Source organism: Arthrobacter sp. P1_D4 (assembly GCF_056406115.1).
In genome coordinates this window covers 1-21,308 of the sequence record NZ_JBFUAU010000012.1, presented here as the reverse complement: position 1 = coordinate 21,308, position 21,308 = coordinate 1, and the positions used below count along the sequence as shown (strand labels likewise).

The window sequence follows — 21,308 nt, the reverse complement described above, 5'->3', positions numbered from 1 at the left end:
GTGAAACGCAGTTTTTCCGCAATATGGCCCGCGAATGGTCAACGAGCACTTATCATCCAAGAGCAGGGTGTGAGCAATTGAGGGCTAAATCACAGTATGGCCTTGCGCGTTGTGCTGATGGATTAGCGCGTGCCAGACTATGGTGTCCCACAGCACCTTGCATCGCCTAAGCGCAGCATTTACTCGCACCGTCTCGTGCCTTTCTGGTGCCAACGTCCCATTGATAAGGTCTCGCATGCCAACAAACAGTCGCGGCTCAACGTTTCGTCTTCGTCCGCTCTCTATTCTGATCATGGCAATACTCCTCCTTCCTTTCGGCGCCGCCGGTGCAAATGCCGCCACTCCGGCCCCATCTGGTCTCAAGTCGCCCGCTCAAACAAGCACGTCCGTCTTCCTTTCCTGGAACGCTGTTAGCGGCGCGCCGAGATATCGTGTCCAGTACTCCGCCAAAGCCGACTTTTCGGACTCGACCTACAACCGGTACACAACCACTTCCACCGAGATGCGCGGACTTAAAAGCAACACCACCTATTACTTTCGGGTCAGGGTCATCTCTGCGGACGGCACTACGAATCTAAGCCCGTATTCAGCCTCCATAACCGCCAAAACAAAGGCTGCACTCGTGATAGCCCCCGTGGTCAATCCACTAACGATTGCAAGCTACAACGTGAAGTGTGCCAACTGCTTCGCGGGAGCCGCCAATGAACTGACGTGGGCTGGTCGCCGGGCCTCCGTCGTCGCCAATATCAAGGCGCAAATGCCAGACGTGATGGGTGTACAGGAAGCTTCCCAGGGGTGGCTCAAGGATGACTCAAGGCCAGGTGGGGTCTCCCAATTTGAGGATCTCCAAGAGCGGCTCCAGGCGGCCGGCGCCAACTACCAGCTGGCCAATAACAAGCGCAATAACTGCGTGAAGGACACTACGCCCACTGCCTGCGTGTACGCCGATAAGGGCGCTTCGCAGGGCACGAAGCTTTTCTACAATGCTTCCAAGGTGTCCCTGGTCAGCCAGGGTTCCCTGGCACTTCCGGTAATCCGGGCAACAGACAACCCCCGCTACTTGGCCTGGGGCATCTTCACCCAAAAGTCGACAAACAAGAAATTCTTTGTCGGCGACACGCACCTGGAGCCCGGCGGCGGAACTGACCTCCAGGATCTGCGTAAGCGGCAGACACAAGCCATCACAGCGGAAGTCAAGAAACGGAATCCCAGCAACTTCCCCGTGCTCTTGACCGGTGACTTGAACTCGCACAAGTGGACAGCACCGACAAATGCCCCTTACGACGTCCTGACTGCAGCCGGATATATTGATCCGCTCGGCAACACGTATGCCTCCGATCTGCCCAGTGGAACGGCGACAGCTGAGAAGACGGTGGGTGCGAACTACGACAGCTTCAACGCTTTCAACCGTCTCGCGAACGCGCGCAACTCATGGGGCAACGGCACCTACTTGGACTATATCTTCACGTCCAAGATGCGCGTGGTCGAGTGGCGCACCGTGGTCAATGTCGATTCGAGTGGGAACTTCATCGGCACCATTCCCTCTGACCACAACATGGTCAAAGCGACAGTCCAGCTCCCCTAGGAGACAGTTCCCGCGCACGTAAATTGAGGACCCGTGGTTCTGTTCGGCTGGATTTCAACTACATCCAGGCCAGATTAACAGGACCACGGGTCCTCTGCCTTTTGCTCTTGACGTTATGCGTAGAGCGATCCCGCCATCTGGTGCAGTTTGCGGTCAACGGCCTGCGACATCACACGGCCCCATTGGAGTGTCACGGAGCGGTCATCAAAGCGCTCAGCGGTCTCCCTGGCGGCATGCCGCATGGCTTCCATTTCCACGCTCGAAAGTGATCCCTGCCGGGCGATCCGCTTGGCCAGCCCCTCGATATCCCCGGCCTCGACCAAATATCCATTGACACCATCAACAATGATGTCGGCCGGTCCGTAGGGCATGTCGTACGCGATCGGAATGCAGCCAACGCTCATCGCTTCCAGGAGCACCAGCGGGAGGCCTTCCATGCGGCTGGTCAGAAGCATGAACGAAGCCTGCGAGAGCCGCTCCCTGGGCTCGCTGTCAAAGCCGCCAAGGTGGACACTCTGGTTCAGGCCCAGCTTGGAGATGAGTGTCTCCAGCTGTTTCCGGGCCGGGCCTTGGCCATAGATGGTCAGGTCGAACGGCGCTCCGGCCAGGGCATTTGCCTTCCCAATTCCTCGTATGGCGTGGTCTATGCGCTTACGGTGCGTAAGGCCCGCCAGCATCACCCCGTGGTCCTGGGAGCGTCCGGCCGAAGACGGCAGTTGTTCCGGTAGTTCGGTGCTGTTGGGCACCACGAATGTGTTGCCGGGCCCGAACGCCGCATCCACATCATCCTTCTGGCGCTCAGTCAGCAGCACGATCCCGTCATAGGTATCCAACCGCTCAAAGACATAACGGCGTACGGAGCTCAACTCGCCGTTCGGGGGTACCTGGCCGGATGCCATGTGCGAATTGTGGATAAGGTGCAGGGTCACCACATTGTCGCGGCGGAAACGCGTGATGAAATTCGCGGTGGTCTTACTGTCCACGATCATAAAGGTCTCCTGGGTGCCCACAACCATGTCCAGCCAGAAAAGGTACAGAGGCCACATCTTGTTCCAGCCTGCTACAGGCTCCCCGTTGTGGTCACAAAGGGTAATAAGCCGGCCGCCCTCCACACCCCGGTCGTTGATGTCGCGCTGATCCGAGACGAAAAGACTCCCGTCCGCACGGAAATAATCAATTTGAAGCGTTTTTTCCGCCGCGGCATCGAGGCGTATTCTCCGTCCGAGGGATCCCCGGGAAATTTCCGCAGTACAGGGCTCCTCGTCAGAGATTGGCGCGAAATTTCCCACAAGGTTCTTGTCTCCGCGGGCCGCAGACACGTCCGGGTCCGGCAGGGCTGCCAATTCTTCCCAGAGGTTCCGCAGACGCATGCCCGGAACCAGTTCGCCCGCAACCTGCATCTCGCAGCGCAAGTCGTCGAGTCCGCTGTCGTATTCGAAGGTGAGGACGTCGACCGGCACTCCGGCTTCACGGACAAAGGCCCTCGAGCGTCGCAGAAGAGCGCTGGTCATCCCGCCGAAGTCCGCGGGTATCCCCCACGTGACGGCACAGTGATACCCCGACGGTAGTTCTATCGGCGAACGCAATTGGTCATTTGTTGAAGACATTTGTGACTCGTATCTGTGGTTTTCAAGTGTGAGGTCAGGCGAAGCTGATACTCATGTTGCCGTGCACTGTTGCATACACACGGGGAGCTGCTTTGACTTCCGCCAACGGCATCCGTGTCACCGTAGTAGCCTCGCCGATTCTCGTCTCAAGAAAGACGTCGGCCGTGCTGCCGCCCATGGCGTTAAGAACGTCCGACTCGAACGGGAATCTGACGGCATACCTGCCCGATGCGTCTTTGCTAAAGCCTGTTGATGCAACGCGGAAGAATGCTTCACCAGGCCGGAGGCGGAGCCTGCAGTAGAAGGCCGGGACGCGTTCCTGCCAAATCGGCTGCTGCAGGTGCAGCCTTAAGGTGGCGCGCACCTCCAGGCCACCACCCGCGCTGTACAAACACGCTGAGTCTTCTATCTCTACCGTGTGGTCGATCCCTTTGGTTCGCTTGCCCTCAGCTGCATGATTCATGGCCTCCACCCATTGCCGCACGACATTCGCATCGGAGAAGTCGTCGGCCCTGGTTCGCGCAGCCTGGCGCATCTCCTGGACTTGCAACGGAGGCATGTCGACGAACTCGGCTATGCAGCGTGCAAGTTCCTCCACGTTGCCATACTCGACAAGAAAGCCATTGACGCCATTGGTGATGATAGAGGCGGGTCCGTACGGCAGGTCATAAACGATAGGGATGCACCCGGCGGCCATGCTCTCCACAATTACCAGGCCAAACGCCTCGGACGTGCTGGTCAGCAGCGAAAAGGACGCGTCTTTGAAATGAGATTGGGCGTTCGTGACATGGCCCATCAGCTGAACATTTCCGGTTTCGTTGAGATCGGTGACCAGTTCTTCCAACTGGGACCGCTGGGACCCATCGCCGAAGATCTTCAACCCGACAGGGGCCGACAACGTGGTGTTCGCCAAGTGGATGGCCCTGACAGAATGGTCAACGCGTTTCCGGTGGCTGAGGGTCGCGGCGTGCATTCCGGTTCGTTCGCTGCGCGCACTGTCAGCTTCCGGCCCGGCGGCGAGGGACCGTCCGTTCGGGATCACGTACCAGTTACCAGCCTGCGCATACCTCCGGCGCACGTCAACAGCTTGTTGCTCGGTGAGGAATACAACACCGTCGAAGCCTTCCAAGCGAGGGAACACTTCCTCAGCGGACGCGGTAAGCTCCGAGGCGAAGCCTGCGGAGGGGTCTTCCAAGTGGTTCTCATGGACTTGATAGAGCACCACGGCGTGTTCACGCTGGTAACTCGCCATGAAGCGCGCCGTGTTCTTGTTGTCGACCACAAAGTACGCTTGCTCCCCCGCCAGCACGTAGTCGAGCCACGATCGATACAAACCCCAGGCCGATCCCCACTCCTGAAGCGGAAGGCCTGCAGCGTCACAAAGTGTTAGCGACCGGCCCCCGTGCACCCCGAGCAGCTTCGCATCGTGCCGATCCGATAAGAGGAGCGAGCCGTCCGAGCGAAAATGATCGACCTGCAACAGCGTCTTCCCGTCGTCCGCATAGCGGGCCAGACGCTTATGAGGGCCCTCCAGCTCGACAAGCTTCGCGGAAGGCTGCATGGCCAACGGAGAGTACGAAGCAAAAGCGCCCTCTTCGTATTCCGAGTCAAGCGCCGGCTGGGAGCCGATGAATTGAGCCATGGCTGGGAGGTCTTCCCAGAGATTCAGGATGCGCGTGCCTTCCGACAGGAAACCCCGGTCTGTCAACACTCCGCGGAGTGTTGAATAGTCCCGGAAGTCGTCGAAAGTCAGGATGTCGACAGGAGCCCCACCCTCGGACGCGAAGGATCGTGAACGATGCAACATGGCGTTCGTTCGTCCCGCAAATTCCGATGGCAGGCTCCACGTCACCGCGAAATGCCTGCCGGCGGGAAGCAGCCTGGCAGTTGGATCAGAATTCAATTTGTCCCCATTTTCTTTATTGCACGCGAAACCTCTGCCTGAACATCGAGTGTCAGTTTCGCCTGTTCCGTCAGCGCCAGAAACCGCGGGTATCGATGAGCCGCTTGCCTTCGAGGCTGCTGGGCTCGATGTCGCGGAATTTGTCGTGGTCCACCAGCAGCACCACTACCTGGGCAGCCTCAATGGCTTTGTCCGTTTCCACCAGCCGGATATTCTCAATCACGGCTAGTTCCTGCGGCAGGTGATCCTTGTGCGGTGCTGCAACCAAAATCTCGGCATCCGGATGCTGCATAGCCACACGCCGGACGATCTCCACGGCCGGAGATTCCCGGACGTCGTCGATATTTGCTTTGAAGGCCAGGCCCAGGCAGGCAATAGTCGGACGGCTGTCGTCGCCGACAGCCTTCCGGACCTGTTCCACAATGTAGCCAGGCTTGCCGTCGTTGACCTCGCGGGCAGTCCGGATCAGCGTCGAATTCTCGGGGTCGGCGGCCACGATGAACCAGGGGTCCACGGCGATGCAGTGGCCGCCGACGCCGGGGCCGGGCTGGAGGATGTTGACCCGGGGATGGTGATTGGCCAAGCGGATGAGTTCCCACACATCGATGTCCAGGTTGTCGCTGATGACGGACAACTCGTTCGCGAAGGCAATGTTGACGTCGCGGTAGGCGTTCTCGACGAGCTTGGACATTTCCGCCGTTGCGGCGTCCGTGAGATGGATTTCGCCCTGGCAGAACACTGCGTACAGGGCGGCGGCGGCTTCCGCAGCCTCAGATGTAAGACCGCCGACCACCCGGTCGTTGGTCACCAGCTCGATCATTATCCGGCCCGGCAGCACCCTTTCAGGGCAGTGCGCCACCAGAAGCTTCGGCTTCCCGTCGTGGCCGTCCAGGCTGAGGTCCGGGCGCAGCCCAAGGATCAGCTCGGCGAGGCGGCGCGTGCTGCCGGGAGGCGACGTCGACTCGAGGATTACCAGTTCCCCGCCGCTCAGCTGCGGGGCGATAGCGCGGGCGGCGGCAGCAATATAGGACATGTCGGCCGACTTGTCCGCCTTGAACGGGGTCGGCACGGCCACGATGTAGGCATCCGCGGCGGGCGTTTCGAGCTGGGCCCGGAGCCTCCCCTGGCTCACCGCGCCCGCGACGTGGACGCCCAGGTCAGGTTCCACGAAGGGCACGTCGCCGTTGTTGATGGCGGTCACGGTGATCGGATTGACGTCGACGCCGATCACCTCGAGACCATTGGTGGCCAGGATGGCCGCCGTGGGCAGCCCGATGTAACCGAGTCCGACGACGGCGACTGTCCTGATGGGTGCCTCGGTCTCGGCAGCCTTAGATGTCAACATGTTCATTTAACTTTCCATAGAATTTCAAGTCTCCGGACGCGAGCAGCTCTGCGTCCTCCACCTGCCAGGTGTGTCCGTCACCGGTGCGGACCTGGAAGTAATTGAAGCGGTCCGCCGAGTAAATGATCCTACCGGCGGCATGGGCGGCACGGAGAAATCCTGTGTCCTCGCCGATGCTGACCTGGAGGAAGGGGTGGTCCGTGAAAACTTCCCTATGGGCCATGATGGTTGGCCCCATCACGAAGTCGGTGAACCGGTGTTCCCGGGCCGCGAACCGCAGGATCGCGGCGTTCGTCGTCTCAAGATGCATGTAGTGGGCTTGTTTCCCCACAACATCGGCGCCGGAGTAGGACAGGGCATGGAGCTGGTCACTCAGATAGTGCGGGCCGTAGTGGTCGTCGTCGTCCATCTTGGTGAGGACCTGCCCGCTGGCCGCGGCGACGCACATATTCAGGCACTCCCCCAGTGACACGTCCCGCGGTGCCTCAAGGAGCACGACGTTGCGGAGCCCGGACTTTTCGGACAGCTCCGCCAGGCGTTCGGCTGAGAGCTGGAAGCCGTGGGTGAGCAGCACCAGCTCCGGCTCCACGCCGCGCTGGCCGGCCAGTGTCCGGAAGACCTTTTCCAGGTTTTGGGGCCGGATGGTCGGCAACAGCACGGACAGGGACGGCCGCGGCGCGCCCGCCGCGATTGCTGGCACGGCATGGTGCAAGACAGTGGCCGCCCGATGGGAGTACGTGTGGTGCGACCAGATGGTGCGTTGGGCCAGGTGGGCCGTGCGGTCGTTCAGCTCCGGGTTGGAAACCAGCGCCCGGGTGAGGTGCTCCGCTTCCTTGCGGGTGGCGGCCACGGGCACGGCCGCGGGGGTGAAAAACTGTCCCATGGCCTGGCTGGGCGCGGTGATCACCGGTGTCCCGGACGCCGAGATTTCAAAGATGCGCCGGGCGCACATGCTGGGCGAGTCCACAACCGAATTGACGTTGAGGAAGACCTTGTAAGCCTTGTAGGCGGACAGCGTCTGCGCGTACGTCAGCGAACCGACCACGTGCGAGTCCAGCGGTGCCGGGAACTGGTACTCGGCGTTGCCGCCGAGCTGGCGGGAGAAGATTTCCAGCCCTGTCTTCATCCGGGTGGACGCGTCCAGCGCCCCGCCGAGCAGGAGGTCCATCTGGGCACGGCGTTCGGGATATTTGTGGGCAAAGTACATCCCGGCAAAGGCAACGTCCCGCTGGTGCCGGCCGTGTCCGGGCCGCACGGGGTTGTGGATGGCCGGCTGGGCCGCGAACGGGAGCACGGCTACGCGGTCATGCCCGAGATCCTCGGTGTACTGGGCTATGCGGCCGGAGTCAGAGGTGAAGACGTGGTCAAACAGCCGGGCAGCGGGCAGGAAGTCGTCATAGTGCGGCGGGTCCTCCTTGTTCCAGAAAACTGTGGGAATCCCCTGCTCCCGGCACCACTGGACCAGCGCGCGGAACTCGCTGCTGGGCCCGCTGGGGCCGGTCAGCTTTCCGCGCCACAGGCCGCCGTTTCCCGCCCAGGCCGACTCCACGAACAGGAGGTCGACGGCGTCGGATGCAAGATCGCTGCGCCAGGTGTGGGGGTGTACGGCGCTGGTGGTCCACTCATAGCCGAAGGCCAGGGCGGAAAAGTCGTCCAGGATCACCGCGGCCCGGACGTCGGGCCGGGACGGTTGGTGCTGTGGAAGGGCGGCCGGAATGAGCGAGAGCCGGCGTTTGCGCCCCCGCCCCGTCCAGGCCGCTTCCACGCCCTGCACGTTGCGGGGCGCGGCGAAGCCCTGTTCGGTCCGCTCGCGGGACCGCCAGGTCTTGTACTGCGCCACACCGCCCCTGCGCAGATGCCACAGGCCTTTCCGGACCTCCCGGAGACCCGGCATCAGCCTCGGCTCCGGCGTGAGGACCGCCCACGGACCTCGGTTGCCACAAGATTCGCTTTGGCGTCGTCGAGAATCTTGGCGGCTGAAATGTTGTTGCCTTTGGACAGGTGACGGGTGAAGTCCTGATAGGCCTTGATCGCGATTTCCGGCTCATCGTCCATGATGAGATCGCCCTTGTCGAGCCAAATCACGCGTGTGCACATTGCCTTGATCGTGTCCAGGCTGTGGCTGACCAGAAAGACGCAGCCGGCCTGCTCGCGGAGTTCGTCCATCCGCAATTTACTGCGGTCACCAAACTGGGCATCACCGGTATTGAGCGCCTCATCCACCAGGAGAATCTCGGGATCGACGCTCGCGGCGATGGCAAACCGGAGGCGGGACGCCATGCCCGACGAATAAGACTTCATCGGTAAGTGAATGGACTTCTCGAGTCCGGACAGTTCGACAATACTGTTGAACTTTTCGTCCACTTCGGCCCGGCTCATGCCCATGGCAAGGCACCCCAGGATGACATTCTGGTCCCCCGACAGGTCTTGGACCAAGGCTGCGTTGACGCCGAGCATGATCGGCGTGCTGGAGGCATACACGGCCCCCGACGTCGGCTTGGATTGACCGCTGATGATCTTCATCAGCGTGCTTTTTCCGGACCCGTTGCGGCCAATGATACCGACGGATTCGCCTCGCTCCACCACCAGGGAGAGCTCGTTCAGGGCCTGCACGGTCACCATGTGCGGCTTGTTGACGGCGCGGCGCAGGAACCGGGGCTTGGCGGTGTCGGCGTCAGTGTCCGAAGCAGCGCTTGAGGCGACGCGATAACGCATCCGCACGCTGTCCACGACCACGCATGGATGTCCCTCGATGAAGATTTCCCTTTCACCCGCGTCCATAGGATTCCTCCCCCTTCCAGAAGTAGACAAGCCCAACAGCCAGCGCTCCCAGGGCCCAGGCCGCAAGGATTGCCCACGACTGCCACTGGGGAACCCGGGCGTAGAGGACGCAATCCCGGATTATGTCAATGACGTTGAACAAGGGATTGAGCTTGATGGCGGCGAGCATTTGGGGATGCGTGACAAAACGCTCGTAGGTGTAGAAGATCGCGGATCCGTACATCCACGCCCGCAGCGCGAAGGGCAGCAGGTGCGTGACGTCGTGAACGCGGGAGATAACCCGGGCAAGGATGAGCCCCACTCCGAGGTTGAATAGCGACTGCAGGAGTATGGCCGGTACCACCAGTACCCACAGCCAGGTGATGTTCTCGGCTGGAGGCAGCACCACCACGATCAGGAGCATGGCGAGCATGAGGGGCACAGCCGAAAGCAGTTCGCGCACGTTGGCGCCGATGGGGAGTGCGGCGCGCGGGAAGTTAAATGCCTGAACAATCGACTTGTTGCTCCGGATCGAGCGTGCGCCGGAGGTGATGGCACCGGAACTGAACTGGAACACGAAGATTCCCACCACCAGGTAGCCCACGTAGTTCTCAACACCGCGGCTGGTCTTCAGCAACAATCCGAAAATCAGAAAGTAGGTCAGGCCGTTGAAAATGGGGTTCAGGAGCAGCCATGCGCTGCCCAGTCGATCTCGCCGCGTTCCGCTTTGCACCCGGGCGCGGGCATCGTAAAAAATGAACTGCCGGAAGTCCCAGAGCTGAACAAGATAGTCCAGGAAGTTGGGCCGCGAACCGACACGGGTCAGCCGCCGCATGTCCACGGAGAGAGGCTGAACAGCCACCGGCTCCGGGTCTATTGCACTATCTGCGGACACTACTCGATCTCCTCATGTTCATGGTGCAGCCCAGCGTAACGCGCGGCCAGCGCCTCGGCGTTGGCCGCCCAGGTCCTCTCGGCCAGGACTGCGGCCCGGCCAGCGCGCCCCATCGACGCCCGTCGGCTCGCGTCGAGCAACAGCGCCGAGATCGTGCGCGCAAGCTCGACCGGTGACGCGGCAGGGACCAGAAGCCCGTTGCCGCCGTCGTCTATTATCTCCCGAAGTGCGGGCAGGTCGCTTCCAACCACCGGCCGTGCACTCGCCAGCGCCTCGACCGGCTTGAGCGGGGTCACGGCACGGGTCACGTCCAGGTCCTTGCGCGGCACCACGAACACGTCCAGGGCCTGATGATAAAGCGGGGTCTGATCCCGGGGCACCCTGCCCGTGAAGATCGCCCGCTCGGCCAGGCCGAGGCCCCGGACTTGCTCCCGCAACGCGGGACCGGCCACGCCGTCCCCAACAATCAGCAGGCGCAGCTGCGGAAATTCCGGCGCCAGGAGCGCGAACGCGCGGACCAGGTCATCCAGGCCTTCATACGCGACCAGGCTGCTGACCGTGCCGATGTAGAGTCCGTCCCCGGGCAGGCCGAGTTCGCGGCGCGCTTCTGCGGCGCCCCCGGGCTGGTCGAGGAACGCCCCGCCCACGGCATTGGGAGCGATGACGATCTTCCCGCCCGGAATGCCCGCGGCCACAATATTGGCTTTCATGGCATGGCCCAGCGTCACCACCAAATCGGCGTCGCGCATGACTTCGGTTTCCCGGGCCTGGAATTGCGCGTACTTTTCGCTGTCCCGTGCCGCAGGTCCCCGCGTGGCGGCCCACGTGTCTGCCAGTTGGCCGCGGACCTCGTACACCCACGGGATGCCCAGGGCCTCGGCCACGGCCCGGACCACCAATCCATTGACGAAGTGTGTGGTGGTGTGCAGGACGGTCGGCCTGAATTGCAGGGCCACCCGCAGTAATTCCTCAGCCTGTTGCTGCAGACGCGCGTCCATGGTGAGGGCCAGCCGCGACGGGAGGAGACGCCGGTAACGGACGCCATCCACGACGTCGGTGGCCCGCGCCAGGAATTTGCCGACCTGCACGGGGTACCCGAGCCTCGTGACCGCCAGGACGCCCCAGCCCGCTTCCCGCTGGGCCACCATGATGGAGTGGGATCTCTGGGCGTAGCCGCTGGCAGTGTGCGGCAGTGAATTCGTGAGCAAATGCAGGACCCGGCCCGGAACCGGTTCGAAATCCTGCCGACGGAGCACCGGGGCTGCGCCGGCGTAGACCGCCGCCTCACCGGCGAGGCGTGCCTGCTGCCGCCGTCCTGCAGCGCCGGAGCCGTCGAGGGCCTTGACGGCCCCGCTGAGGTCCCCGTCATGCCACAATCTGCGGGCCCGCGCAGACTTCAGGCCGCGAGCATTTCCTGCCTTGGCCAATAAGTCGTCCGATATCTCCAGCAGGCCGGCGGACAGGGCAATGTCCGCAAGGCGCCGGGCCGGTTCCCCCTGGGTGGGGCCATCCGCGGCCAGTTCGAGGCGGCGCTTGGCATCGGCGTCGTTTCCGTTGCTGAGCGCGGCGAGGATGACGGGAACCGCCACCGAGTTCCTCGGAAAGGCGGCGGTCACAACCCGGCCGAAAGGGCGCACGACGGCGGGCAGACGGCGGGCAGCTTGCAGGTACAGGAGTACCGGGTCATCAACCAGGTGTTGGCTGATGACACTCGCGGCCAGCCGGGCATTCTTGAGGAGCTGGATCATTTGCTGGGAACGTCCGCCAGAAGCTCAGAGATGAGTTGCATGTAGCGGCCGGCGAGGTGTCCATATTCTGCGTTGGATTTAACCCACTGACGGCTGTCCCCGTTGCGGACCAGCCTGCTTCGGTCGGCTGCGAGCTCGCGCCACAGATCCGCCACAGCTTCCGGAGAGCTGGCAACAATGTCCCCGGCTTCCGCGTCCATGACAATGCGGGCCGCTTCGCCGCGCACCACAGCAGTGATGTGGCGGCCGATGGCCAGAACTTCGTAGGTCTTGGATGGAACGGTGGTGTCGAAGGACTTCCAGTCGTCTCGAAGGGACACCAGGCAGGTGTCGGCCGACGCATAGCGCTCGAGCATGGCGTCCCCGGTCAGGGGTGCGTGAAACGTGACCGGGGCCTTCAGCTCCCGCGCCAGCTTCTCCAGCGCCGGCCGCTGAGTCCCGTGGCCCACCAAGTGCAGGTGCATGGAGTCGCCCACGAGGGCGCTTGCCCTGATGGCCACGTCCAGCCGCTGGCTCTCGCCGTGGTTCCCCAGGTACAAAGCTTCAAAGACGTCGCGGTCGAGTTCCGGCGGTCCCATGACGGGGATGGAGTCCAGGTGCACGCCGTTGCTGACGGTCGCTACGTTGCGGATGCCGCGCGCCCGAAGCGTCGCGGCGAATCCCTCGGTCACGGTGACCACGAGGTCGGCGCGGTGCTGGACAAAATCCACAACGCGCTCAACGACGCCTTTCACGCTGCCCTGGACCAGCCGGGCGTCGCGGGCCAGGTCGGGCCACGCGTCCCGCATTTCCACGATCAGGGGCACGCCGCGGGCCTTGGCCAGAATGTAGCCGGCTGCCAGGGAGGGCAGCCCCGGCGCCGTGACAATGACGACGTCGGGCTTGCGGACCATGAAACCGGCCGGAATCGACAGTGCCGCGGAAAAGCACTGGTCCAGCAAACGTGCAGCCCGGGAGTTGCCGTGGCGGAGGTAGGGGACGCGGAGTATCTTCTCGGTAAACTGCCCTTTTTGCGGCTGGAAAGGCCTCCCGGCCATCTTGCGCGGCAGCGCCCGCCGGCCGAAAGGATAGTGCGCTACGGGTGTCACGACGTCGACGTCCCAGCCGGATGCGGAAAACTCCTTGATCATGGCGGTCCAGCGGCGCTGGGGAGGGCTCTGTTCCGGCCAGTAGGAGTGGGTCAGCAGCGTTATCCGAAGGCCCTCGGCCTGCGTCCCTTGTGGTGTGCGGTCAACGAAGTCGTGGCGCATGTCTAGAGTGTTACTTTCCCGCCTTGGCGGGGACGGACCATGGTCTTCCCGCCGAGGAAACGGAAGTAGGCCAAACCCGCGCCGAGCAGGATCAGGACTGTGATCAGCTGAATCCCCAGCGGGCTGCCGGTGGCTACCGCAACGGCGGCCTTGACTTCAGACTTCACCATGACGGGGGGCTCGCTGGGGGTGGCGATCACCGCAGGGGCCGTCGACGGCGCTGATGTCGGCGAAGGTGTGGGCGTCGGTGTTGCCGACGCTTCGGCGGGGGCCTCTTCCACTGGCGCGGGGTTGGCAGCGGGCGGCGCGAGGGCCGGCGCCAGCGCCGGCGGTGCGGTTACTCCGGGAACCGGCGCGGGACTTGCGGCGGTGGGCACGGTGACGGGGGCAGGAGCGGGAGCGGGTGCGGGCGCGGGTGCCGGGGCGGGTACCGCGGGGACGGGAGCGGGCGCGGGGACTGGCACGGGTACGGGAGCCGGCTCGGGCGCGGGGTCAGCAGGCTGCTCCGGGGCAGGCACGGGTTCAGGAACAGGATCGGGAGCCGGAGCAGGAGGCGGCTCGGCCGGCGATACTACTGGTGGGACCGGAAGACCCAGATCATCAGCGTGGGCAGGAACAGCCGTTCCCGCGATGGAGAGGGCCAGGAGCAGCGCTCCCAGCCCGACGCGTGCTGACTTCAGTTTTTGGCTGCGCGACGTCATCGACAGGCCCTCCCCCAGGTGCGAGATTGAATCAAGTTTGTGCGGTCGTGGCCATCACTAACGTCGTTGTCGGCAAAACCCCAGCGGTGCACGGTCCCCCCAGTCTACTTGACGGCAAGACAAGCTGTTCACCTCAGTGCCACCGGGCCATGATATAGGGCAGTCCGGGCCGTGACCATAGCGCCACGCGGACCGGGATAAGCTGGATCAATGCTCCCTCTCAGCCGTCCGGTTTCCGCGCGCCTGTCCTTGACTGTGGCGGCCGCCGCAGCCGGCCTGGCCTTGACCTCATGTTCCCCGGTTGTCGACGTCACGCCCGCCAAGGATGCCGCGAACGCGGCGTGCGCGCCAATGATGCTTGCCCTGCCGGACGCGATCGGCGATGCCAAGCTGCGGAAGACCAATGCCCAGGCCACGGCGGCCTGGGGCGATCCGTCCCAAGTGATTCTGCGCTGCGGCGTCAACGTTCCCGGCCCCACGACGGACCGCTGCGTCAGCGTCAACGACGTCGACTGGGTCATCAAGGAAGGCGACCCCGTGTGGACGCTGACCACGTTCGGCCGCGAACCGGCCACGGAAATCCTGATGGACCCGGACAAGATCAGTTCGGCCACCGTGCTGGCGGACCTCTCCGCCGCCGCGCTGAAGATCCCGGCAACCCGGAAATGTGTGGGTCAAGAGGACCTGCAGAACCTCCCCACCAGCAAGTAGAACCGGGCAGGCGCGTCCGCGCCCGCCCCGTTCTAGCGCAGGCCGGTCTTGCGGTTCAGGGCCAGGTGGATCAGCTCGTCAATCAGGTCGGCGTAGCCCAACCCTGAGGCCTTCCACATCTGCGGGTACATGCTCTTGGGCGTAAACCCGGGCATGGTGTTGATCTCGTTGATGATCAGTTCGCCATCAGGGGTGTAGAAGAAGTCAACCCGGCTCAGTCCCTCGCCGCCGACGGCGTCAAAGGCGAGCGCAGCCAGTTCCCGGACACGGGTGATCGCTTCTTCGGGGAGGTCGGCCGGGCAGCTGAGGGCCGCGGCGTCGTCCACATATTTGGCGTTGAAGTCATAGAATTCATGGCCGCCGCCCGCGACCGAGATCTCGCCCGGCATGGACGTCCGGGGAGCATCGGTCCCCCGGCCCTCCAGCACGGCACATTCGATCTCGCGGCCCGTGATGCCGGCCTCGATGACCAGCTTGGGGTCGTGCTCGCGGGCGATCTCTATGGCGGCGTCGAGGCCCTCGAGGGAGTCCACCTTGGAGATGCCCATGGAAGACCCTGCCCGGGCCGGCTTGACGAATACCGGGAAGCCGAGCTGGTCCACGCGCTTGCGGACGGTCTCGGGATCGTTGCGCCACTGCCGGTCAGTCACGGCGATGTAGGGTCCCACGTGGAGCCCGGCCGATTCAAAGACAACCTTCATGAAGTGCTTGTCCATGCCGACGGCGGACGCGAGCACTCCCGCGCCCACGTAGCGGGTGTCGGACAGTTCCAGGAGGCCCTGGATGGTTCCGTCTTCGCCGAAGGGCCCGTGCAGCAGCGGGAAGACGACGTCGACGGCGCCCAGCTCCTGCGGGACGGTGTTCGGGGCTGCGACGATCAGCTGGTGCTCGCCGCCGATCTCGGCCAGGGTGACGGTCTGCGCCGAGGGGGCCACCTCGGGCAGCGACGAGGCAGAGAGCGACCACTCGTCGGTTCCGCCGGACGCCAAAACCCACTGGCCGGTCTTGGCGATCCCGATAGGGATCACGTCGTATTTGTCCTTGTCGATGGCTCCCAGGACGCCGGCGGCTGTCACGCAGCTGACGGCGTGCTCGCTGGAGCGGCCGCCGAACAGCACCGCCACGCGGGGTTTGGACTGGACCGGACGGTCTTTTGTGGTCATGTTCCCTGACACTCTCAGTGGTCGCCTTCGGCTTTCAGGTCCCGGGACAGCAGCAGCGGACCCAGTTCATCGACGGACAGTTTTCCGGCAAGGACCGCGACGACGGCGGCCGTGATCGGCATGTCGACGCCGAGCTTTCCGGCGAGTTCGTTGACAGCCTGGCTGGACTTGATGCCTTCAGCCGTCTGCTTCATTTCGGCGGTGACCTGGTCAAGGGTCAGCCCCTTGCCGAGCAGCCTGCCGGCCGTGTGGTTTCGGGACAGGGGCGAGGAGCAGGTCGCCACGAGATCGCCCAGGCCTGCGAGCCCCGCCATGGTCCGGGCTTCGCCGCCCAGGGCGAGGGTCAGCCGTGAGGTTTCGGCCAAGCCGCGCGTGATGACGGAGGCCTTGGTGTTGTCCCCCATCTTCTTTCCTTCGCAGATTCCCACGGCCAGTGCGATCACGTTCTTAACGATGCCGCCGATTTCGACGCCGATCACGTCGCTTGTGGTGTAGGGGCGGAAGTAAGGGGCAGTGCAGCTGCGGGCGATCCAGCCTGCCGTGATCGGGTCCGTGCAGGCTACCACCGAGGCTGTTGGCTCCTCCCGTGCGATCTCCATGGCCAGGTTGGGGCCGGAAACCACGGCGACCCGGTCGGCAGGCAGGTCCAGCTCCGCACTGATGACCTCGCTCATGCGCGCATCGGTGTGGAGCTCGAGGCCCTTCATGAGGGACACCACGACGGCGCCGGGCGCCAGATGTTCTTTCCAGGCCTGCAGTTGCGGCCGCAAGGTTTGTGCCGGCACGGCCAGGATGACCAGCTCCGCGCCCGAGAGGACCTCGGAAACATCTTTCGATGCAGTGATGCTGGACGGCAGCGTGATGCCGTTCAGGTACTGCTCATTGCGGTGCAGGGTGTTGATCTGGTCCACGATTTCGGGGCGCCGTCCCCAGAGGCGGATGTCTCGTTCGACCCCGGAGGCCGTGGCGGCGTCAGCAACAACCTTGGCGAAGGTTGTACCCCAGGAACCTGCCCCCAGAACGGCCACTGTGGTGGCGGATGCTGCTCGTTCAAAGTTAACCGTCATCCGGTGCTGTCCCCAATGTTCTCGTTCGATGCGCCACCCTCTTGGATGGCTTTATCTTCGGCGCCGCCCCGTTCGACGAAACGGCCCTGTGTGGACTGGTTGTGCGCCGCCGGGTTCCACCGTTGCGCGGGCGGTTGCTCTTCACGCAGTCCTGCCAGGAGGCCGGTGATGGCGTCCATGATGGCATTCGTGGCTGCGTCGAGCGTCGCCTTGTCCAGCGGGTGGCCCTCAAACGCGCTCAGGTCCACGGGATCCCCGACCACCAGGCGGGAGGTCTTGCGGGGGAAAATGTAGAAACGTTTCGCATACCGCGGGAAGACCTCTTGGGCACCCCAATGGGCGATGGGCACGACGGGAATGCCGCTCTCCAGTGCCATCCGCGCGGCACCGGTGTGCCCTTTCATCGGCCAGAGTGCCGGGTCCCGGGTCAGGGTTCCCTCTGGGTAGATGATGATCGCCCCGCCTTCGTTCACGATCTCTTTGGCGAGTTGCAGCGAACGGTTCGCCCCCGTCGTCGAACGTTCCACCGGGATCTGCTTGGTGGACCGCAGGACGGCGCCAAGGACCGGCACCTTGAAAAGGCCGGCCTTGGCGAGGAAATGCGGCATCCGTTTCTGGTTGTAGAGCATGTGCCCCACCACCAGCGGGTCGATTTCCGTGCAGTGGTTGGGCGCGGCGATGAAGCCCCCGGCGGGGAGCTTTTCGAGGCCTTCCCACTTCTTTCCCATGAGGAGGTTCATCACGGGCCGGATGATCCCGGCGACTGTCACGAACGTGGCGTGGCTCTTGGCCGATTCCTTCACGGGACCCCCGCTACTTGGCCGAGGTGATGTCGAAATCGGCGCCGAGGCCCGCGAGCTTCTCGGTAAAGCGCTCGTAGCCGCGGTTGATGATGTCGATGCCCGTGACACGGGAGGTGCCAGTGGCGGCCAGGGCGGCAATGAGGTGGCTGAATCCGCCGCGCAGGTCCGGGACGTCGATGTCGGTGCCCTTGAGCTGCGCCGGACCGGAGATGACGGCGGAGTGCAGGAAGTTGCGCTGGCCGAAGCGGCACGGCACGCTGCCGAGGCACTCGCGGTGGACCTGGATATTGGCGCCCATGCGGATCAATGCATCGGTGAAGCCGAACCGGTTCTCGTACACGGTCTCGTGGACAATCGAAACGCCCTCGGCCTGGGTCAGGGCGACGATGAGCGGCTGCTGCCAGTCCGTCATGAATCCGGGGTGCACGTCTGTTTCGAGGACCAGGGGGTTGAGCTTGCCGCCGCGGTGGTAGAAGCGGATGCCGTCGTCGCCGATGTCCATGCCGCCGCCGACCTTGCGGTACGTGTTCAGGAAGGTCATCATGTCGCGCTGGGTGGCGCCTTCGACAAAGATGTCGCCGCGGGTGACCAAGGCCGCGGAAGCCCAGGAGGCGGACTCGTTACGGTCCGAGAGGGCGCGGTGGTTGTAGCCGCCGAGATCCCTGACGCCTTCGATGCGGATGGTGCGGTCAGTCTGGACGCTGATGATGGCACCCATCTTCTGCAGCACCGCGATGAGGTCCACGATTTCCGGTTCGGTGGCCGCCCCGGAGAGTTCGGTGATGCCTTCTGCGCGCGTGGCGCTCAGCAGGACCTGCTCAGTGGCGCCCACGGACGGGTAGGGCAGCGCAATCTTGGCGCCCTTGAGCCCGTTGGGCGCGGAGATGTGGATGCCGCCGGGGCGCTTTTCCACGACGGCGCCGAACTGGCGCAGGACATTGAGGTGGTAATCGATCGGACGGTCGCCGATCTTGCAGCCACCCAGGTCCGGGATAAAGGCCTCGCCGATGGCGTGGATCAGCGGCCCGCACAGCAGGATCGGAATGCGCGAATCGCCGGCGTGGGCGTCGATGGCCGTACTGGACGCGGTCTTGGCGCCCTTCGGGTCAAGCGTCAGATCGCCGGTCACGGGATCCTTGTCGACCCTGACACCGTGGAGCTGAAGCAGGCTCGTAACAACCTCAACGTCCTTGATTTCAGGGACGTTGCGCAACACCGATGGCTCGTTGCCCAAAAGGGCAGCAACCATGGCCTTGGGGACAAGATTCTTGGCCCCGCGAACGGTGACGCGGCCAGTTAGCGGGACGCCTCCGCGGATTGTCAGAACACTACTCATATACCGGTTTCCTCACGACTACTCGCCCCCAAATCCTTACAAAGGCTCCAGCTAAGCATAGGAGCATCCGTTACCGATCTGAAATACGGAGCGGTTCCAGGGGCCCCGTGTTGGCCCTTTCGGCACGGATGCGGCGGCGCTTTCGGGCCTGCGGACGTTGCATCGGGTGGGCGCTGAGGGTTTGCCGGGTGGGACCGAAGACCGGACCGACTCCTGAGAAAAGGAGAACCCTTCGAATACGATCGTGTGATGCCTCGCCTTATCGCTCCGGACGTCCGTTATCACGCCTCCTGGTTGGAAGGATCCGCCGAATTTGACGGCGCGCACCGGGACGGCGCGGGTGCGGAGGACTGGCCACTGGAAGAACTCGAAGATGACCAGTCGTTCCGCCGCTTCGTCGATGCCCTCGTCAACGATGCCAGGCCGGAGAGCCCGAGGAAACCAGGGTACGTGCCCTGCACGTACCTGTGGATCGTGGACGGTGACACCTTCCTTGGCTCACTGGCCATCCGGCACGAGCTGAACGATTTCCTCCTCAACCAGGGTGGGCACATCGGCTACAGCGTGAGGCCCTCCGCCCGGCGCCGCGGCCACGCAGCTGCCGCCTTGGCCAACGCCCTGCCAATTGCCCGGGAGCTGGGCATCGCCCGGATTCTCCTCACCTGCGATGAAGATAACGCCGGTTCAAGGGCCACAATCGAAAAGAACGGTGGCGTCTACGAAGACAGCCGCAACGGCAAACGCCGCTACTGGTTCGTGCCCGACTAACCGGAAGCTCAAGTAGCCGGAAGCTCAAGTAGAAGGAACGGATCCCAGCGCCCGCGGCCTTGGTACACACGAGTTCTACGAGCACCCAGTGACGGTCCAGCTCAGTCCCAGGCACCGTTCGGCGGTCTGCTCAGGGGTCGGATTTGCGCGTAGATTGTTCACATCCGCTGAGGGCCCGCATATCAGCGAAACGACGTGGACAAGGATCCGGATGGGCCGGCCGTACCGCATTGACACTCACCAGCACATCGTTCCGCCCGGGTATGCGCGCTGGATGCTTGAAAAGGGCATCCGCCCCGGCGGCATTGGCCTGCCGCCGTGGTCCGAGCGCTCAGCGTTGAAGTTCATGGACAGGCACGACGTGCAGACCGGCATCTTGTCCCTGTCCACTCCCGGCGTGTACTTCGGGGACGCTGCGGAGGCACGGCGGCGGGCGCGGGAGATCAACGAATACAGTGCAGAGGTGGTCGCTGCCCGGCCTGAGCGGTTCGGGTTCTTCGCGACGCTCACGCTGCCGGACGTGCAAGGCGCCCTGGCGGAGGCCGAGTACGCCCTGGACACCCTGCTCGCGGACGGGATCGTATTGCTGGCCAACAACGCCGGCCGCTATCTGGGCGATCCTGGCTTTGAGCCTTTGCTGGAGTTCCTGCACCACCGCCGGGCCGTAGTGTTCATCCACCCCGCTGAACTGCCCGGTCCGGCGGTGCCGGGCATACCCGCCTTTGCCGCAGATTTCATGCTCGACACGACCCGCACCGCTATCAGCCTGATCCTGTCCGGTGCGATGGAAAAGTTCTCGGGAATCAGGTTCATCCTGGCCCACGCGGGCGGCTTCGTGCCTTACATCGCCTACAGGATCCTGCTGACGATGCTCAACGATAAGGACCTGGCTCTCAGTGCACTGGCGGCGCTGGGAGATAAGAAGCAGTCCATCTTGCGGCGGTTTTATTACGACGTGGCCCTATCCGCCAGCCCGGCGGCCCTGCCCAGCCTGCTCGAGGTAGCTGACCCGGGCCGCATCACATACGGAACTGACTTCCCGTTCGCACCCTCTGCGGCGATCGACTTCCTGAATATGGAGTATGAGAATTATCCGCTGGACCCCTCCGTGCGCACGGCGATAGACCGCGGCAATTCCGAGGCGCTCTTTCCCCGGCTGAGGCCTGAGCAGACTTAGTTCATATTGTGCGCGTTGCGCTCCCTGGCAGGAGGGGTTCCGGTGGAGGACGGTTGAGCCGGTGGAGCGGGCACGTACGATCCGGAGGAAAGAACCTGATTGTCAGAGGTCCCTGAAACGCTGGGTTCATGGACGGCAATCACGGGCCCGAAGTGGCTCCGGCGGGACACGGCGACACCGGCTTCGGCCGTGCCGCGGGCGATGCCGCCGCCATTCCGGGCACCGCAGAGGCAGCCGTCGCGGACGTGGCGGGCCGGCTGGCCGCCGGACCGCTGGGCTTAGGCTGTCCGCCCACGGACAGTGCCGGGATCATTGACCGGATCCGGGAACTGGAAGACTGGAAGTCCGCCGCGTCCGCGGAACAGGCCCGGCACGCCGTGGCGTTCGACCTGCTCCAACGCCGCGAACAAGCCGCCGCCGGGGTTCCGGCCAAGGAACTCGGGACCGGTGTCGGCGCGCAGATCGCCCTCGCCCGCCGCGAATCACCCG

General features: G+C 63.8%; 17 protein-coding genes and 1 pseudogene. 5 read left to right on the top strand and 13 right to left on the bottom strand.

The window, feature by feature from the left end; genetic code table 11:
* Positions 1–235 precede the first annotated feature (235 nt).
* Complete coding sequence (locus tag AC1D0A_RS13060) at positions 236–1,585, top strand: endonuclease/exonuclease/phosphatase family protein (RefSeq protein ID WP_476945993.1); 1,350 nt, start codon at positions 236–238, stop codon at positions 1,583–1,585.
* Positions 1,586–1,698: 113 nt separating this feature from the next.
* Here the strand turns inward: AC1D0A_RS13060 and AC1D0A_RS13055 are convergent, their stop codons facing one another.
* From AC1D0A_RS13055 to AC1D0A_RS13015, 9 genes are all read right to left on the bottom strand, one after another.
* The gene (locus AC1D0A_RS13055) at positions 1,699–3,045 is read right to left on the bottom strand and encodes a glycosyltransferase (RefSeq protein WP_476945992.1); all 1,347 of its coding nucleotides are present in this window, start codon (positions 3,043–3,045) and stop codon (positions 1,699–1,701) included.
* Between the two features lie 181 nt (positions 3,046–3,226).
* The gene (locus AC1D0A_RS13050; RefSeq protein WP_243177133.1) at positions 3,227–5,095 is read right to left on the bottom strand and encodes a glycosyltransferase; all 1,869 of its coding nucleotides are present in this window, start codon (positions 5,093–5,095) and stop codon (positions 3,227–3,229) included.
* A 70-nt stretch (positions 5,096–5,165) separates the two neighbouring features.
* Complete coding sequence (gene wecC, locus AC1D0A_RS13045; RefSeq protein ID WP_476945991.1) at positions 5,166–6,446, bottom strand: UDP-N-acetyl-D-mannosamine dehydrogenase; 1,281 nt, start codon at positions 6,444–6,446, stop codon at positions 5,166–5,168.
* Positions 6,427–8,334, bottom strand: coding sequence for a glycosyltransferase family protein (locus AC1D0A_RS13040; RefSeq protein ID WP_476945990.1), 1,908 nt, complete (start codon positions 8,332–8,334; stop codon positions 6,427–6,429). The genes wecC and AC1D0A_RS13040 overlap by 20 nt, the downstream gene beginning before the upstream one ends.
* A complete protein-coding gene (locus AC1D0A_RS13035; protein WP_243177130.1) occupies positions 8,334–9,221 on the bottom strand; it encodes an ABC transporter ATP-binding protein in 888 nt (295 codons plus the stop codon). The genes AC1D0A_RS13040 and AC1D0A_RS13035 overlap by 1 nt, the downstream gene beginning before the upstream one ends.
* A complete protein-coding gene (locus AC1D0A_RS13030) occupies positions 9,208–10,062 on the bottom strand; it encodes an ABC transporter permease (protein WP_243177129.1) in 855 nt (284 codons plus the stop codon). Before AC1D0A_RS13030 ends, AC1D0A_RS13035 begins: the two co-directional genes overlap by 14 nt.
* Before the next feature lie 32 nt (positions 10,063–10,094).
* Positions 10,095–11,843 (bottom strand): glycosyltransferase family 4 protein, encoded by a 1,749-nt coding sequence (locus AC1D0A_RS13025; protein ID WP_476943636.1) that lies wholly within the window; start codon positions 11,841–11,843, stop codon positions 10,095–10,097.
* Positions 11,840–13,093, bottom strand: coding sequence for a glycosyltransferase family 4 protein (locus AC1D0A_RS13020; protein ID WP_476943635.1), 1,254 nt, complete (start codon positions 13,091–13,093; stop codon positions 11,840–11,842). Before AC1D0A_RS13020 ends, AC1D0A_RS13025 begins: the two co-directional genes overlap by 4 nt.
* Before the next feature lie 2 nt (positions 13,094–13,095).
* Positions 13,096–13,794, bottom strand: a complete 699-nt coding sequence (locus AC1D0A_RS13015; RefSeq protein ID WP_476945989.1) for a hypothetical protein — start codon at positions 13,792–13,794, stop codon at positions 13,096–13,098.
* A gap of 210 nt (positions 13,795–14,004) precedes the next feature.
* On the opposite strand from AC1D0A_RS13015, the gene AC1D0A_RS13010 reads away from it, so the two are divergent.
* Positions 14,005–14,505, top strand: a complete 501-nt coding sequence (locus tag AC1D0A_RS13010) for a DUF3515 family protein (protein WP_243177126.1) — start codon at positions 14,005–14,007, stop codon at positions 14,503–14,505.
* A 32-nt stretch (positions 14,506–14,537) separates the two neighbouring features.
* Here AC1D0A_RS13010 and AC1D0A_RS13005 read toward each other — a convergent pair whose 3' ends face one another.
* Genes AC1D0A_RS13005 through murA form a run of 4 tightly spaced genes read right to left on the bottom strand, consistent with a single transcriptional unit; the run spans position 14,538 to position 18,874 of the window.
* On the bottom strand, positions 14,538–15,668 hold the full coding sequence (locus AC1D0A_RS13005; protein WP_243177125.1) for a D-alanine--D-alanine ligase family protein: 1,131 nt from the start codon (positions 15,666–15,668) through the stop codon (positions 14,538–14,540).
* 14 nt (positions 15,669–15,682) lie between these two features.
* Positions 15,683–16,735, bottom strand: a complete 1,053-nt coding sequence (locus tag AC1D0A_RS13000) for an NAD(P)H-dependent glycerol-3-phosphate dehydrogenase (RefSeq protein WP_243177124.1) — start codon at positions 16,733–16,735, stop codon at positions 15,683–15,685.
* The gene (locus AC1D0A_RS12995; protein ID WP_476945988.1) at positions 16,732–17,538 is read right to left on the bottom strand and encodes a lysophospholipid acyltransferase family protein; all 807 of its coding nucleotides are present in this window, start codon (positions 17,536–17,538) and stop codon (positions 16,732–16,734) included. Before AC1D0A_RS12995 ends, AC1D0A_RS13000 begins: the two co-directional genes overlap by 4 nt.
* Positions 17,539–17,548: 10 nt before the next feature.
* Positions 17,549–18,874, bottom strand: coding sequence for a UDP-N-acetylglucosamine 1-carboxyvinyltransferase (gene murA, locus AC1D0A_RS12990; RefSeq protein ID WP_028278332.1), 1,326 nt, complete (start codon positions 18,872–18,874; stop codon positions 17,549–17,551).
* A gap of 249 nt (positions 18,875–19,123) precedes the next feature.
* Between murA and AC1D0A_RS12985 the strand changes: the two genes are divergently transcribed.
* The 3 genes and pseudogenes from AC1D0A_RS12985 to AC1D0A_RS12975 form a co-directional block, all read left to right on the top strand.
* Entirely contained in the window at positions 19,124–19,642 is a 519-nt protein-coding gene (locus tag AC1D0A_RS12985; RefSeq protein WP_476945987.1) for a GNAT family N-acetyltransferase, read from the top strand.
* Between the two features lie 211 nt (positions 19,643–19,853).
* On the top strand, positions 19,854–20,819 hold the full coding sequence (locus tag AC1D0A_RS12980; RefSeq protein ID WP_476945986.1) for an amidohydrolase family protein: 966 nt from the start codon (positions 19,854–19,856) through the stop codon (positions 20,817–20,819).
* A gap of 128 nt (positions 20,820–20,947) precedes the next feature.
* Positions 20,948–21,308: pseudogene (locus tag AC1D0A_RS12975) on the top strand (HNH endonuclease); the annotation flags it as partial.

Bases quoted from the DNA above. Each gene is read 5' to 3' on its own strand.
- AC1D0A_RS13060 (WP_476945993.1), top strand. From the start codon at position 236: ATGCCAACAAACAGTCGCGGCTCAACGTTTCGTCTTCGTCCGCTCTCT.
- wecC (WP_476945991.1), bottom strand. From the start codon at position 6,446: ATGAACATGTTGACATCTAAGGCTGCCGAGACCGAGGCACCCATCAGG.
- AC1D0A_RS13040 (WP_476945990.1), bottom strand. From the start codon at position 8,334: ATGCCGGGTCTCCGGGAGGTCCGGAAAGGCCTGTGGCATCTGCGCAGG.
- AC1D0A_RS13035 (WP_243177130.1), bottom strand. From the start codon at position 9,221: ATGGACGCGGGTGAAAGGGAAATCTTCATCGAGGGACATCCATGCGTG.
- AC1D0A_RS13025 (WP_476943636.1), bottom strand. From the start codon at position 11,843: ATGATCCAGCTCCTCAAGAATGCCCGGCTGGCCGCGAGTGTCATCAGC.
- AC1D0A_RS13020 (WP_476943635.1), bottom strand. From the start codon at position 13,093: ATGCGCCACGACTTCGTTGACCGCACACCACAAGGGACGCAGGCCGAG.
- AC1D0A_RS13015 (WP_476945989.1), bottom strand. From the start codon at position 13,794: ATGACGTCGCGCAGCCAAAAACTGAAGTCAGCACGCGTCGGGCTGGGA.
- AC1D0A_RS13010 (WP_243177126.1), top strand. From the start codon at position 14,005: ATGCTCCCTCTCAGCCGTCCGGTTTCCGCGCGCCTGTCCTTGACTGTG.
- AC1D0A_RS13005 (WP_243177125.1), bottom strand. From the start codon at position 15,668: ATGACCACAAAAGACCGTCCGGTCCAGTCCAAACCCCGCGTGGCGGTG.
- AC1D0A_RS13000 (WP_243177124.1), bottom strand. From the start codon at position 16,735: ATGACGGTTAACTTTGAACGAGCAGCATCCGCCACCACAGTGGCCGTT.
- murA (WP_028278332.1), bottom strand. From the start codon at position 18,874: ATGAGTAGTGTTCTGACAATCCGCGGAGGCGTCCCGCTAACTGGCCGC.
- AC1D0A_RS12985 (WP_476945987.1), top strand. From the start codon at position 19,124: ATGCCTCGCCTTATCGCTCCGGACGTCCGTTATCACGCCTCCTGGTTG.
- AC1D0A_RS12980 (WP_476945986.1), top strand. From the start codon at position 19,854: ATGGGCCGGCCGTACCGCATTGACACTCACCAGCACATCGTTCCGCCC.